This is a genomic window from Mycobacterium sp. P2_H7, from assembly GCF_056403275.1.
Window position 1 is genome coordinate 90,946 of sequence record NZ_JBFUFU010000008.1, and the last position, 12,976, is coordinate 103,921.

Genomic DNA, 12,976 nt, shown 5'->3' on the forward strand with positions numbered 1-12,976 from the left:
ATCTCATGCCGCCGACCCACTTCGCCTTCCGGCGGGACGTAGTGCGGAGCTGCACGTGTAGTTCGCCATGACCATCGCCACGACGACAACGATCTCCACGACCAGCGGTACCAACCACAGTTCGCCGACCAGGTCCAGCATTCCGGCCGCACCCAAGAGGGCAAGGCCGACCAATCCGCCCGCGAGAATCGCCATGCTCGCGGGAAGAGGATGCCCCAGCGCGAGCAGTCGCGCGCTCAGTGCCTGAGAACAACCGCTGATGCCGGCTCCGATGGCCATGCCGATCACGATGGGTTCGGCAGCCCGATACTGCGGCCCGACCACGTAGCCGATGAGGTCGGCCAACGGCCACGAGAGGACCGACACAATGACGAGATAGACCAACGCCAAGCCGATGATGCTGTTGAACAGCCGATCGAAGCGAGCCGGCTGGGCAAGCCGCCTCACCAGTTCCGGGACGACCACCACCGAGACCGAGGCAGTCAGGATCGATATCGGACCGACGACCTTGGCAGCCAGACTGTACGTCGCCACCACCGAGGCCGAGGTGACCGCGGCCAGAACCGGCACCTGCAACTGTCCGATCAGAGCCGACATCGAATAGGCCCAGTAGCCCGACCCGCCGGCGAAGGCTGATCTCCACTGCCGCAACGACTGCGGGATGGACACCAGAACAGCCGGAACGACGAGCGCCACCAGTGCCGGTGCCAGCAGAACCGCGGAGAAGGCCGCAAAGTTCATCCGCGGTCCCGAAACGTAGAAGGATGCGACCGCGGCGAACGGGATCAGTCGATGGCCCAGCACCAACAGGTTCGCGACGAGGTGCCGGTCGGCGGCAGTCATGTGCGCCACCGCGAAGTTGACGAACGTATCACCCAGGGCAAGTACCAGTCCGGCGTAGACGGCCCAGTGCGGGGCGATCACCCCGTACACGACTGCGCATGCCGCGGATGCGCCGCCGACCATCACTGCATACACCACGAATAAGGCGCCCGGCGTGGCTTCGTGGTCAGCCCCGGCCCGGAGAACGCGTGACGGCGCACCGAGTCCGGACAAGATGCCGACCACCAGACCCACGGAGTAGGCCAGCATGAAGACGCCGAACTGATCGAGCGTCGTCATCCGCGCAACCAACGCCAGCGTGGCACCCAAGGCGACCGAACTGAGTGCGCGGGCACCGATGCGGCCCACTGCGCGGCGCGGCAGTCGTCGTCGGGTATCGGTTGCGGTCGGGGACTGCATGTTCTGACCTAACGCACCACGCCGCGACGAACCAGCCGTCGGAAGCTGCGATAGGCCGGTGTCAACCGGAGCCGGAACAGCGGGCCGGCGACGATATGTGTCAACGTGCCTATCCGTGCCGCGGATTGTTGCCGCGCTCCATCGGCGTGACGCATCCGGACGGCGTGACTCTCCCGGACGAATTCCCGCCAGAGATTGGCGCTCTTGGAGGCTTCGTGAAAACGCAAGGCCCCGATGGGCGTTGCGATGACGGTCTGTCTCGGATTCGCGGCCGCCATCCGCAGCTGGAGCGACAGGTCCATCACCGTGTGCAGGTCCGTCTCGAATCCGCCGATGCGCGACAAGAACGACGTCCTCATCAGGATGGACCCGGAGAAGGCCGCACAGCCGCCGGCCACCATGGCGGGTATGGACAACGGTTTTCCCGCATACGTGTCAACTGTCGAACCATCCGCTCGCACAACCTGACTGGCGCCCATCACGACGTCCAGATCGGGGTTGTCGTTCAGCACGTCCCGAAGAGCACCGATGGCGGATTTCAGCACCAGATCGTCGGCGTTCAGCCAAAGCACCCACGGATTCACCACGCGCCGTAACGCCCGGTTCAGCGCGTCCGATTGCCCGTAGTCCCGTTCGACCACCGTCTTCACGCGTGGATCGGTACGCGCGAGATCGGCGAGGAGGTCTTGCGTCCCGTCGGTCGAACCCGCGTCCTGAACTACGATCTCGTCATCCGCACCCAATTGGTGCAGTGCGCTCTCCAGGGCGTCACGGAGGTACACGCCCGGGTTGTACGACGGGATGATCACACTGATCGCCGTTCCCGTCGTGGTACGACGCTCGTCTACCTCAATCACCATCTGCTCCAGGTCACTTCGTCAACGAATCGAATGGCCGTTGGTGTTGACCAGAACCGCATGTCTGGGCGCGGAGACTTGGTTCAGCTCGGCCTCGGGGCCCGGACCCTTCTGCTTCGGTGTGGGCTCGGGCTTCGTCTTACGACGCGGCAGGACTCCGGCCAGCACGATCCCGGTGACGAAGCCGAGAAAGGCACCGAGCATGACGGGTTTCGGCTTGAACCGGCCCACCGTGGCGATACCGGAACTCGCGGGCTGAATGGTCAGCAGACCTTGGGCACGGGCACCGCCGTTGATGGGTGTCTCGACCTGGGTTGCCAATTCGGTCAATTCGCCGGCGACCGCATCCGCCAGTGCGGCGGCGACGGTCCGATCGTTGTCCGTGACCGTTATTTCCAGGATCACGGTTTCGGGTATCGGCACCACGGTCAACCGGCTGGCGAGGTCGGTGCCCGACACACCCGTGTGTGACCTCTGGCCCGCCCGCTCCAGCACCAGCGGCCCGGTCGCGAGCACCGCATACGTCTTGACCCGCGCCTGCCCCGCGATATCACCCTGCGCCGCGGCGATGGCATCGGTTGCGGAGGTGCTCACGAAGAGTCGAGCGGTGGCGCTGTAGCCCCCGCCTGTCGTGTAGCTGTAGCCGACACCGCCCGCCAGACCGAGGACAGTGAAAATCACCACCCAGACGAAGCGGCGCTTGATCTTATTGAGTGTTTCCATCGTTTCCCTTTCCGGACATTGCTCGGTGTCGCCCTACTGCTTCGTGACTCTTGGTCTTCTCTTCGACGTGGCCGATGGGTCTTCCCGGCCCACCGAGGAATGGCAGGATCGCGACGAAAGGCAGGATGGCCAACAGGTATGGGACATAGATCGACTCCAACGCCGAAATGGCAAGCAGCGTCGTGAAATAGAACAGCAAGGTGTCTCGCTCCGGGCTGTCGGCCAGGTAGAACTTGACAGCAACCGCGATGACCAGTACCAACAGTCCGGTGAGCCCGATCGACAGGGTGATATCCAGCCACGCGTTATGTGGCGAGTAGTTCAAATTGTGAATGGATGTCTGCGCCATGGTGAACCACGCAGTCGGACCTGATCCCAGCACCGGCCGGTCGGCGATGGCGAGACGGCCCTCATTCCACAGAAAGCCGCGGAAGGTGAACTGACTGCCGCCGAAGGGATATATCGCGGGAACGATGGAGAACGCGAGTGCCGTCGCAAATCCGGTGATGAGGATGGGTCGGCGCTGCGACGGCATCAGCCAGATGCACAACACGAGCAGCCCCGCGGTGACGATTCCGACCTCGGCCGTACGGCCGCCTGCGATTTCGGCGGTAAGGCCGACGGCGGCCAAGATCGAGAAGGTACTGACGAGATCGATGTTCGCGATCGCGAAAGGAATGAGCATCGCCATCGCCAGGCCCAGAATGTTCCCGTTCCCGGCGAAGGGTGAGGTCATGGTCTCACCCGCGATGCCGCATTTGTCCAGCCTGCACGATTCGAGCACCCTGGACGGATTCACCAGTACGGCGGCGAGCACCGCACCCAATATCAGCACGAGGCTCGCGCGGCACCCCCAGCCGACGGCTGCGGATCCTCGAATGTCGGTTGGCTTCACCAACGTCACCAGCAACAGGGTCATCGGTATCGCCAACTTTGCGATGTCCGATGTTCGCATGCTTCCCACCATCAAGAACGCCAGCGAGATCGCAAGGCTCGAATACTGCACGAGCGCAGCCAGATCGAACCGCGATCCTTCGGCGAACAGGCCGTGCACGAAATACACAGCCGCGAAGACAAAAGGCGGCAGGTACCACAGTGTCGGATGCAGCGGGCCTGCGCTTTCGGCATGCGTCCAGAACAGGGGTGCGACGAGGAAAGTCATCACCTGTGGCCAGCCGATGATCAACACCACATAGATGCCGACCAATTTCTCGTACTTGGTGAGATCGTGCCAGGTCCGATTCCGGTACGCGGCGAACCCGGCACAGGTCAGTGCCAGTACGGCCATGGCCACGACGAGGAGTTGCATCAGTCGGCCCACCCCGACCATATCTGGCGGATGACGGCCGGCGTCGTACCCGCGGTGGCCTCATGGAGTTCCCAATTCGACCATGCGCCAGACCAATCGCCAATGCGTCGGTCCGAGACATTGCGGACCTTGCCATTCGGCAATGCGATCACGAGGCCATCGCCGGTTCTGGTGATGTCGACGCTCCGATCACCGGCCAAGGGCGGCATGAAGCGCCCCTTGTCCAGCACCTCTTGGCTGCCACCGCGACCCCACACCGCGACGAGCCACGTTTCCCGTTCAAACACGAAGTGAATGCCCAGATTCGGGAACTCCGCCCCGGATGCCCCGTCCGACGGAATCGGATCTGCCGTGACGATGAGCGCCACCGCGCCGGGGACGCTCGGTGGGGGAACATCGAAGTTGGCCGTGACGCCGATGCGGTTGACCGCGCCGGGCATCTGGCGCTGAAGGTACAACGCCGAATTGTCCTCGGTGGCCGTGCCGAGAGCCAGTCCGCGCGGCGTCAGGGTGAGCGGTGATTCGTTGCCGCCACGGTAGATGACGTCGAATCCCGTCAACGCGTCGGCCGTGTCGGCCTGCTCCCCCGCGAAGGTCCGGTGATCGCTGGAACCGCCGCTGCGGGAAAGCAGATTCGTCCACCGCGTGGTGTCGACGGTGCACACCACCGCGATCAAGAAGGCGACGGCCAGCGCTGCCACGATGGCCTGACGATGCCGTCGGAGCCGGTCGGCGACACTCTCCCGCCGTACGTGACGAGCGCCCACATCGGTCATCGGACTCGCTCCGCTTGTCTACGCCCGCTGAGGCCGACCAAACCCCCGACAAGGACTGCCGCGAAGATGAATCCGAGCGCGGAGCATTGCAGGATGATTCGGCGCCGCTGCGGTTCGGCGGGCAACCTCGGCACCACTGCGCCTTCGGCGACCGTCGCACGCATCGGTAGCCTGGGCTCCCGTTCCGGGATCACCCTGGCCAACACATTCGCCGTCGCATTGGCCACATCGGCTGCGGTCACCGGCGAGCCCGACCGCACGGTGATCATGATGAGCGAACTGTCCTTCGGGGACGTCATTGTCATATCTCTGGAGAGATCAGCGGGCTTGACCGGCAGGTGATTCGTCTCGATGACGCGACGCAGGAAGGACTCGGTCGAAGCGAAGGTCGTGTATTCGACGATGCGAGACTTGATGAATGAGGTCGAGGCGAGTCCGCCGGAGTAGCGCGGATCGAGCGGATCCGTTGTGCCGTCGGCGAGTACGGCCATGACCTTCGCGGTGGCGATGTAGGTGGGCCTCGTCAGAGTCGACGCCGCTACGCCCGCCCCAGCGCCGATGGCCACCCCGGCCAACAACACCAGGATGTAACGGCGCACCACAGCCACCAACTCGTCTACTGTCAAACCGACGCCCCTCGCCCCATCAGAAGGCCCCGTCCGCACGCACCACAGCGCTGATCGTCTTGAGGATGATCCCCACATCGGTGATCATCGACCAGTTGTCGACATACGAAAGATCCAGTCGCACAGCCTTGTCCCAGGACAGATTTGCGCGGCCGCTGATCTGCCAGATGCCGGTGACACCAGGTTTCACCAAGAGCTTGCGCCTGATGTCCCCGTCGTAGTTCTCGACCTCACGACGCAATGGCGGCCGCGGACCCACCACGCTCATTTCCTGCCTGAGCACATTGATGAACTGTGGAAGTTCATCGATGCTGTAGCGACGAAGCACACGCCCCACCGGTGTCACCCGGGGATCGCCACGAAGCTTGAACATGACCCCGCCGACAATCTCGTTGAAGGGCAGAAATTCGTCGAGACGTTCCTCTGCGCCGACCACCATGGTGCGGAGCTTGATCATCGTGAACGGCTTGCCGTCCAGTCCGATGCGTTCCGATCGGTAGAAAACCGGCCCGGGGCTGGTGATCTTGACCGCGATCGCCGCGACGAGCAGCAGCGGCGCCATACCGATCAGTGCCAGCAGCGCAAAGCCAGAATCAAAGGCCCTCTTCTGAAAACGCTTGGCGCCGTGATACTGCGGCTTCTCTACGTGCAGCAGCGGCATACCCGCTACCGGTGTCATGGCGAGACGCGCACCCGCGACGTCGAGCAATCCGGGCGACACCACCAGGTCGACGTCCGATGCTTCCAGGCGCCAGCCGAGGCGCTGGATGCCGAAGACACCGAAATGCTCTGCGTCCGTCAGCGCAACGGTGTCTGCAGGACACCCGTCCCCAAGGGCCGCCAGGGCATCGTTCTCGTCACCGAGGATCGGAATCGCGATCTCGCCGATCTCGATGACGTCGCCTCGCTCGACACCGCCGCCTGGTATGCCCGCGCCGACCACCACGTAGCCGTCACCGGGGTCGTTCATCAACTCGCCGGCCAGGACGGCGATCGCAGTTCTGTCACCGATGGCGAGAACCCTCGTCTGGCAGTCACCGGCCCGGCGGCGGGCACGCAACCGCTGTCGCCAGTACTTGCGCCCGATCAGCAGGCCGCACGTCCCGAGTGGGAAGGCCAATGCCAGGTAACCCCGTGCAATATCCACCCGGGCGAGTAGAGCGACGATTGCCAGCACTCCGAATGTCCCGAACGACGCGGCGACCACGCGGCGGTATTCCTCGATGCCGGATCCGAGGATCGCCGCCGAGCGAGCACGGTGCAGGCTCAGCACGCCCAGCCACAAAGCCGCGAGAGCAGCCGAGTACACCATGAACTGCAGCGCTGTCGACCCGTCGTAGCCATCTGCGCCGCTGAACCGAGCCCACTGCGCGAAGAACACCGCAAAGACGACCATCGCAGTGTCGGCGATCAATATCCGACGCGCGAAAACGGGCTGCCACACCGTGCGCGAACGCGGGAGCCGCGTTGCTGCAGTGATGGAGAGCGTCATCGATGGATCCACATGGTCGATTCCCCGGTCAGTTGGTTGGCACAGCCCACAGAACGCGAAGATCTTTCAGTGGCGGCGCCGACAGACGGCGTCGCCGGTGCGTGCGCATCAGCTCTTCACACCAGGACTCATATCCGTCTATCGCCGCTTCAGGCTGAAGGATGCGTCGCGCGAAGGCTTTTCCGGCCGCACCGAGCCGCGCCCGGAGCGCCGGATCTGCCACCAGAATCTCGACACCGTGTACGAGTGCCTCCGGGTCTCCGCCGCGCACGACGATCCCCCCGGACGATGCGTTCACCTCACACGCTGTCGCACTTCTGGACTCGGTGGCCGCCAGAACCGGTTTCCCGACGGCAAAGTAGGACGTCAGCTTGCTCGGCAGGGCCATCTCCGCGATTCCCGGCAATTCGTTGACGAGCAGGATGTCGGCGGCGTTCAGGACCGCGCCGAATTTCTCTTCCGGCACGGGCGGAACGAACTGCACGGTGGACACGTCTCGAGCCATCTCCTGTAAGGCCGCCCGGCGGTTTCCGTCGCCGACGAGAACGAACTGGGGTGACTTCTCCGCAGACTGCCGATGTGTCAGACGGCCGGCGGAGATCACCGAATCCAGGCCTTGCTTGACGCCCATGTTACCGGCGTGCAGGACGACGACCTTGTCTCCACCCCAACCGAATTCGCGTCTGACGTCCGCGCTGCTCTGGCCCGATCCGCCCGTGTCGACGTGACTCCAGTTACGGATGATCGAGATCTTGTCGGCGGGTATGCCGAGCTTCTCGATTGACCGCGCGAAGCGCTCGTGAATCACGCTCACGCCGGTGGCATTCCGTAGGACAGCGGTCTCCAGGTCGGTCGTGAGTTTGGCGCCGCGACCCCCCATCGCAGCAGTCTCGACAACCGCGTGACTGTAGATGTCCTGGACGATCACCCCGACCGGTATACGCATGGCGCGTGCCTTGGCGACAACGGCGGCTGCAGACATCAGTGCCGGACTCACGGCGATGACGACGTCGGGATGCCCCCAATCCTTCGTCATGACCATCCGCGAAAAGGACAGCTCCATATGAACTCTGGAACTTGCGGTCAGTTGACTGGGCACAAAGTGGGGTACTCGCTGCACCGTCACGTTTCGGATGACGGAGGTTTCGCCATGGCTGTCGCGGTATCCCTCGGCCACTTTCCATTCGGGATAGTGCGGCAGGCCCGTGAGCACTTTGACGCTGTGACCCCGTGCAGCCAAACCTTCGGCCAACCCAGTTGTATATGGTGCAATGCCGGTGGCATCCGGCCAGTAGTTGAGACCGACGATGACAATCTTCATATCGAATTACCCTCGGAGGCAATCGATGTGTGAGAAATCGACCATGAGTGCAGTACCTTCCACGCTGAATGACGCACTACTTCGCCGAGACGGTGAGATCAGCCACACTCCTCAATCGAGAGTGCGAGAATCCGCTTGCCCCCTCCCCCGGAGAACACCTCGCGGTGTCAGTCGGATAATCGATCCGTACTGTGTGCCGTTGTATTGACAGTAGCGTTAGTTAACGCGAACGGGCGGTATTTCAGGAATATTCCAGCGCTCATCTTTTTCATGAAAAGGACAGCTTGACCTGCCCAGGCGCACCACTGACGGTGCCTTCCCGGGTTTCACGGAATTGGATCTTCGGCAAATCTTTTTCACGATGCGGCCCCACCCCTTTCATCCGCTCATACACGCAAGTCCTCCAGATGCGCGCGATACCAGTCGACGGTGGACGAGATACCCGTCCGCAGGCCGATACGGGGGGACCAGCCGGTGCTGCGCAGCAACCCGACATCGAGGAGCTTTTGCGGGGTGCCATCCGGTTTCGTTGTATTCCAGTGCGTTTCGCCGCCATAGCCGACTGCGTCGGCCACCATCGAGGCGACTTCGGCGATGGTGCAGTCGCGGCCGGTACCGATGTTCACCTGCCGTGCGCCGTGGTAGTTCTCCAACAGATGCAGGCATGCCGACGCCATGTCGTCGACGTGGAGGAACTCCCGGCGCGGCGAGCCGGTCCCCCAGTTTGTGACGGAAGGGGCTTCGGTCCGTACCGCGTCGTCGTAGCGACGTATCAACGCCGGCAACACATGCGAGCCGTCCTGTGAGAAATTATCCTCTGGCCCATAGAGATTCGTCGGCATCGCCGATATCCAGGGCAAACCGTACTGACGCCGAACCGCCTGCACGTGGATGATGCCGGCTATCTTCGCGATCGCGTAACCGTCGTTGGTCTCTTCGAGGGGACCCGTGAGCAGACTGGCTTCATCGATCGGCTGAGCGGCCAGTCGCGGGTAGATGCACGATGAGCCCAGAAACAACAGCCGCGGGGTGCGGTACGCCGCTGCCGCATCCAGAACGTTGACCTGGATGCGAATGTTGTCGGAGAGAAAGTCGACCGGATACGTACTGTTGGCGAGGATTCCGCCCACCCTCGCCGCGGCGAGGATGACAAGTCGAGGCCTGGTTTCGGCGAAGAACTCGAAGACCGCCTCACGCTCACGGAGGTCGAGTTCTTCAGAACTACGCCCCACGAGGTTGCAGAATCCACGAGCTTGTAGTGCGCGCCATAGCGCGGAGCCCACCAGGCCACGGTGGCCGGCCACATAGACCGGCGCCAAGGGATCGAGCGCTGTCGGCGGGTATGCAGCTGTCATACGGGCAATCGCCACCCCTCCAGCTTCACCGCGTCAACCCACGGGGTGCCGCCGTGCGCCACGGCTTCGATATCGGCGTCGACCATGATCCGGGCCAGTTCAGGGGCCAGCACCGTCGGCTTCCATCCCAGCAGGCCCTGGGCCTTGTCCGCGCAACCGATCAGCGCGTCCACTTCGGTAGGACGTAGGTAGCGCTCGTCGAACTCGACGTGTTCCCGCCAGTCCAAGCCCGCATGCGCGAACGCGAACTCGGCGAAGTCGCGCACTGTGTGGCCGACACCGGTGGCAAGCACGAAGTCTTCGGGCTTGTCGGCCTGCAGCATGCGCCACATTCCTTCGACGAACTCCGGGGCGTATCCCCAATCGCGCACCGCGTTCATATTGCCGAGGTGCAGGTGCTGGGGCCGTCCCGCCTTGATTTCCGCGACGGCACGGGTGATCTTGCGGGTGACGAATGTTTCGCCCCGCCGGGGAGATTCATGGTTGAACAAGATGCCGTTGACCGCGAACATGTCGTAAGCCTCACGGTAGTTGCGGGTTGCCCAGTATGCGTACACCTTGGCAGCACCGTAGGGCGAGCGGGGATAGAAGGGTGTCCCTTCGTGCTGAGGAGGCGGAGCAGCGCCGAACATCTCGGAACTGGACGCCTGGTAATAGCGGCAATTGAGCCCCACCATCCGGACGGCTTCCAGAAGTTGCATCGAGCCGAGGCCGGTGATGTTGCCCGTATATACGGGGTCGTCGAAGCTCACTCGAACGTGCGATTGCGCGGCGAGGTTGTACACCTCATCGGGCTGGATATCGTGCAACAGCGCGGCCAGCCGGCTTCCTTCGCTGAGATCTCCGTAGTGCAGGAACATGCGCGCGTGGGGATCGTGCGGGTCGCGGTACAGATGTTCGATACGCAACGTATTGAAGGTCGACGCCCGACGTATCAGCCCGTGGACTTCATAACCTTTGCGCAGCAACAGTTCTGCCAGATACGAGCCATCCTGACCGGTGACGCCAGTGATGAGTGCCTTTTTCGCCACGAAGCACATGCCCCCTTCAGTTCGCAGAACAAGCGCCGTGCGATGTGTCCGACTATCAGCCGGGGGCCACGGCCATCGAATCGTAACGGGCCGAACAGTTACGCAACCGTAAATTCAGCGATTTTTTCGTTAGCTCTTTCGGCGCGGTCGCCGGGTCTCAGCGTTGTCGGCACGAGCACACAGCCAGCCACCAGCCTGCCTGAATCCTTAGGTAGGCAACATAATCCGCGTTCGCACTTCCCGTCGGAAGGAACGGGAACACCTAACTTGTTTCGAAAGCAAAAAGTTCGCGGGCGTCGTTGCTGGGCCGCGCGTCGCCGACGTCAATTTGAGCAACGTTCCCGCGCGCTGACCGCGAAGCCCGCTGTGCCCCAAGGACATGCGCCCGGCGCCCGTCGAGTGCGCCGTGGCGAATCCCCGGGGAGCCGGCCGACACTGCGAACGGCAAATGCATCTGCCACCACCTTCAGGTCGAACGCGCCGATGGAACGCGACGCGCTCCGACGTCTGCACGAATGGTCGCTGACGATCGGGGCCAGCGGCGCCCACGATGATTGCGGTTGGCGGCGGCGATAACCGAGGACTCCGGCGTCACCCGTGCGCGTCGGCGAGCGGGTGCGAATGCAGCAAATCGTCCGAGAAATCATTGTCCCATCTCTACGAGGAAAGGGTCTGCGCCGACCGCCCGGCAGGTGTCACGCCACGCGATTCCCAGCTATGAACGGATAGCTCCCTCAGATAGTCGTGCTATACACGCACATATCGATCAGGCAATTTCCGAGTTCAGAATTCCGGCCACAATGTGGGAGCTCCGCCGATGAAAAAGACTGCGGTCGCGGTTGCTGCATTCGCGGCAGTAGGAATCGGCGCGTATGTCTGGCGTACGGTCTCGTCCTTCATCGCGGACTACGAAGCGCGGTCCCGGGCCATGGAACGTGCCAGGACCGGTGAGCCCACCCAGAGTTCCACAGGCCAACCGAAACGGTCGCGGGCAGACCAGCTGATCGGGTAGTTACACCGTATTGCGCGATTCGAGCAAACGGGCTGCCCTGACAACTAAGCCCAGCGCGTCGCTTCCACGTCGGCGGGCAGCGCCGAGCGCAGCGGCACATCCAGCCCGTCGTAGATTCCGGCGGGTTGGCCGGCCAGCCAGTCGATGGCACCCAGCAGCCGGTTGGCGGCGGTGGTGTTGCCGCCGTCGGCGCGGGTGCCCCCAGGCACGTCGGCGCGGGTGGTGATGGTCAGCTGCGGGTCGCCGTCGACGATCACGCGATGGTCGCCCACCCCCTCGTCGGGCTGCGGCCAGTCGGGCGCACAGCTCGGATGGATGCGGGTGATGTGCTCGATGATGACGCGCTGTTTTCCCTGCGACCATCCGATGACCTTGAGGAAGAACGCGCCCTGGGTGCCCTTCTCGAACGGCCCCATGACGGTGTCGACCGTCTCCTCCAGCGGCAGGCGCTCGACCTCCTCGGTGATCTCGTCGATCTCGATGCCCAGACCGCGGCCGATCAGCCGGACATTGCCGCCCCACACCATCGTCGGAATGGTCGAAAGCAGCATCATCGGCGTCTCGTCCATGGAGCCCCCGAATCCACACGACACCTTGACCGCGAACGGCTGGTTGTAGGTGGAGTAGTCGAAGATCTCCTGACAGGTGATCGTCTTGATGCGGGTGCACAGGCTCGCGGCCGTCACCGCGAGCGCGTCGTTGCCCCAGCCCGGGTCCACGCCGCTGACCAACAGGGAGGCCCCGCCCGCCTCGGCAGCTGAGGTCAGCCGCGCCAGCCATTCCGGCGGTGCCGAGCGGGGGTCGTAGAGCGAGTACAGCGACGGCGTCACCACGTGCGCGCTTGCCCGCAGCGCGCGTTCGATATCGGCGATGGCCTCTTCGGGCCGGATGTCGCCGGAGGCCATGTAGGCCACCGCATCGGCCCCGGCCAGGGTGGCGTCGACGTCGGTGCCGGCCAGAATGCCCGTCGGATCCGGTAGTCCGGCAAAGCCGGCCGCGTCCCGCCCCGCCTTCTCCTGCGACGACGTGATGACGCCGGCCAGTTCAAGACCCGGAAATCCGACCGTGGAACGGATCGCCGTCGAGCCCATATTTCCTGTTCCCCAGACCACCACACGCCTCATGCGCATCACACTAGAGGTTTGATGCAGCCCTTCGTGGCGAGCATCACAGATCGATCTAATGAGCAGGTCAGACGGTAAAAATGCCCGACACGGCGAGCCCAATCAACC

The 12,976-nt window shown here is 63.5% G+C and carries 11 protein-coding genes; all 11 read right to left on the reverse strand.

Annotated features, from left to right (window positions below):
* Positions 1 to 3: 3 nt before the first annotated feature.
* Positions 4 to 1,242, reverse strand: a complete 1,239-nt coding sequence (locus AC1DY7_RS11895) for a lipopolysaccharide biosynthesis protein (protein WP_477493889.1) — start codon at positions 1,240 to 1,242, stop codon at positions 4 to 6.
* Between the two features lie 8 nt (positions 1,243 to 1,250).
* The gene (locus AC1DY7_RS11900; RefSeq protein WP_477493890.1) at positions 1,251 to 2,102 is read right to left on the reverse strand and encodes a glycosyltransferase; all 852 of its coding nucleotides are present in this window, start codon (positions 2,100 to 2,102) and stop codon (positions 1,251 to 1,253) included.
* Positions 2,103 to 2,120: 18 nt separating this feature from the next.
* Positions 2,121 to 2,822 carry a YveK family protein gene (locus AC1DY7_RS11905; RefSeq protein ID WP_477493891.1) on the reverse strand — a complete coding sequence of 234 codons (702 nt, stop codon included), beginning with the start codon at positions 2,820 to 2,822 and terminating at the stop codon, positions 2,121 to 2,123.
* Positions 2,806 to 4,029 (reverse strand): O-antigen ligase family protein, encoded by a 1,224-nt coding sequence (locus AC1DY7_RS11910; RefSeq protein WP_477493892.1) that lies wholly within the window; start codon positions 4,027 to 4,029, stop codon positions 2,806 to 2,808. Before AC1DY7_RS11910 ends, AC1DY7_RS11905 begins: the two co-directional genes overlap by 17 nt.
* A 101-nt stretch (positions 4,030 to 4,130) precedes the next feature.
* Complete coding sequence (locus AC1DY7_RS11915; protein ID WP_477493893.1) at positions 4,131 to 4,907, reverse strand: hypothetical protein; 777 nt, start codon at positions 4,905 to 4,907, stop codon at positions 4,131 to 4,133.
* Positions 4,904 to 5,533: a YveK family protein gene (locus tag AC1DY7_RS11920; RefSeq protein ID WP_477493894.1), complete on the reverse strand. Its 630-nt coding sequence runs from the start codon at positions 5,531 to 5,533 to the stop codon at positions 4,904 to 4,906. Before AC1DY7_RS11920 ends, AC1DY7_RS11915 begins: the two co-directional genes overlap by 4 nt.
* Positions 5,534 to 5,552: 19 nt before the next feature.
* Complete coding sequence (locus AC1DY7_RS11925) at positions 5,553 to 7,025, reverse strand: sugar transferase (RefSeq protein ID WP_477493895.1); 1,473 nt, start codon at positions 7,023 to 7,025, stop codon at positions 5,553 to 5,555.
* Between the two features lie 28 nt (positions 7,026 to 7,053).
* Complete coding sequence (locus AC1DY7_RS11930) at positions 7,054 to 8,346, reverse strand: WcaI family glycosyltransferase (RefSeq protein WP_477493896.1); 1,293 nt, start codon at positions 8,344 to 8,346, stop codon at positions 7,054 to 7,056.
* Between the two features lie 386 nt (positions 8,347 to 8,732).
* Positions 8,733 to 9,701, reverse strand: a complete 969-nt coding sequence (locus tag AC1DY7_RS11935; RefSeq protein ID WP_477493965.1) for a GDP-L-fucose synthase family protein — start codon at positions 9,699 to 9,701, stop codon at positions 8,733 to 8,735.
* The gene (gmd, locus tag AC1DY7_RS11940; protein ID WP_477493897.1) at positions 9,698 to 10,741 is read right to left on the reverse strand and encodes a GDP-mannose 4,6-dehydratase; all 1,044 of its coding nucleotides are present in this window, start codon (positions 10,739 to 10,741) and stop codon (positions 9,698 to 9,700) included. The genes AC1DY7_RS11935 and gmd overlap by 4 nt, the downstream gene beginning before the upstream one ends.
* A 1,047-nt stretch (positions 10,742 to 11,788) precedes the next feature.
* Positions 11,789 to 12,868, reverse strand: coding sequence for an NAD(P)H-dependent amine dehydrogenase family protein (locus tag AC1DY7_RS11945; RefSeq protein WP_477493898.1), 1,080 nt, complete (start codon positions 12,866 to 12,868; stop codon positions 11,789 to 11,791).
* Between the last annotated feature and the right edge of the window lie 108 nt (positions 12,869 to 12,976).

Coding starts and splice junctions, on each gene's coding strand:
- AC1DY7_RS11895 (WP_477493889.1), bottom strand. CDS start 1,242: ATGCAGTCCCCGACCGCAACCGATACCCGACGACGACTGCCGCGCCGC.
- AC1DY7_RS11935 (WP_477493965.1), bottom strand. CDS start 9,701: ATGACAGCTGCATACCCGCCGACAGCGCTCGATCCCTTGGCGCCGGTC.
- AC1DY7_RS11905 (WP_477493891.1), bottom strand. CDS start 2,822: ATGGAAACACTCAATAAGATCAAGCGCCGCTTCGTCTGGGTGGTGATT.
- gmd (WP_477493897.1), bottom strand. CDS start 10,741: ATGTGCTTCGTGGCGAAAAAGGCACTCATCACTGGCGTCACCGGTCAG.
- AC1DY7_RS11915 (WP_477493893.1), bottom strand. CDS start 4,907: ATGACCGATGTGGGCGCTCGTCACGTACGGCGGGAGAGTGTCGCCGAC.
- AC1DY7_RS11900 (WP_477493890.1), bottom strand. CDS start 2,102: ATGGTGATTGAGGTAGACGAGCGTCGTACCACGACGGGAACGGCGATC.
- AC1DY7_RS11925 (WP_477493895.1), bottom strand. CDS start 7,025: ATGACGCTCTCCATCACTGCAGCAACGCGGCTCCCGCGTTCGCGCACG.
- AC1DY7_RS11930 (WP_477493896.1), bottom strand. CDS start 8,346: ATGAAGATTGTCATCGTCGGTCTCAACTACTGGCCGGATGCCACCGGC.
- AC1DY7_RS11945 (WP_477493898.1), bottom strand. CDS start 12,868: ATGAGGCGTGTGGTGGTCTGGGGAACAGGAAATATGGGCTCGACGGCG.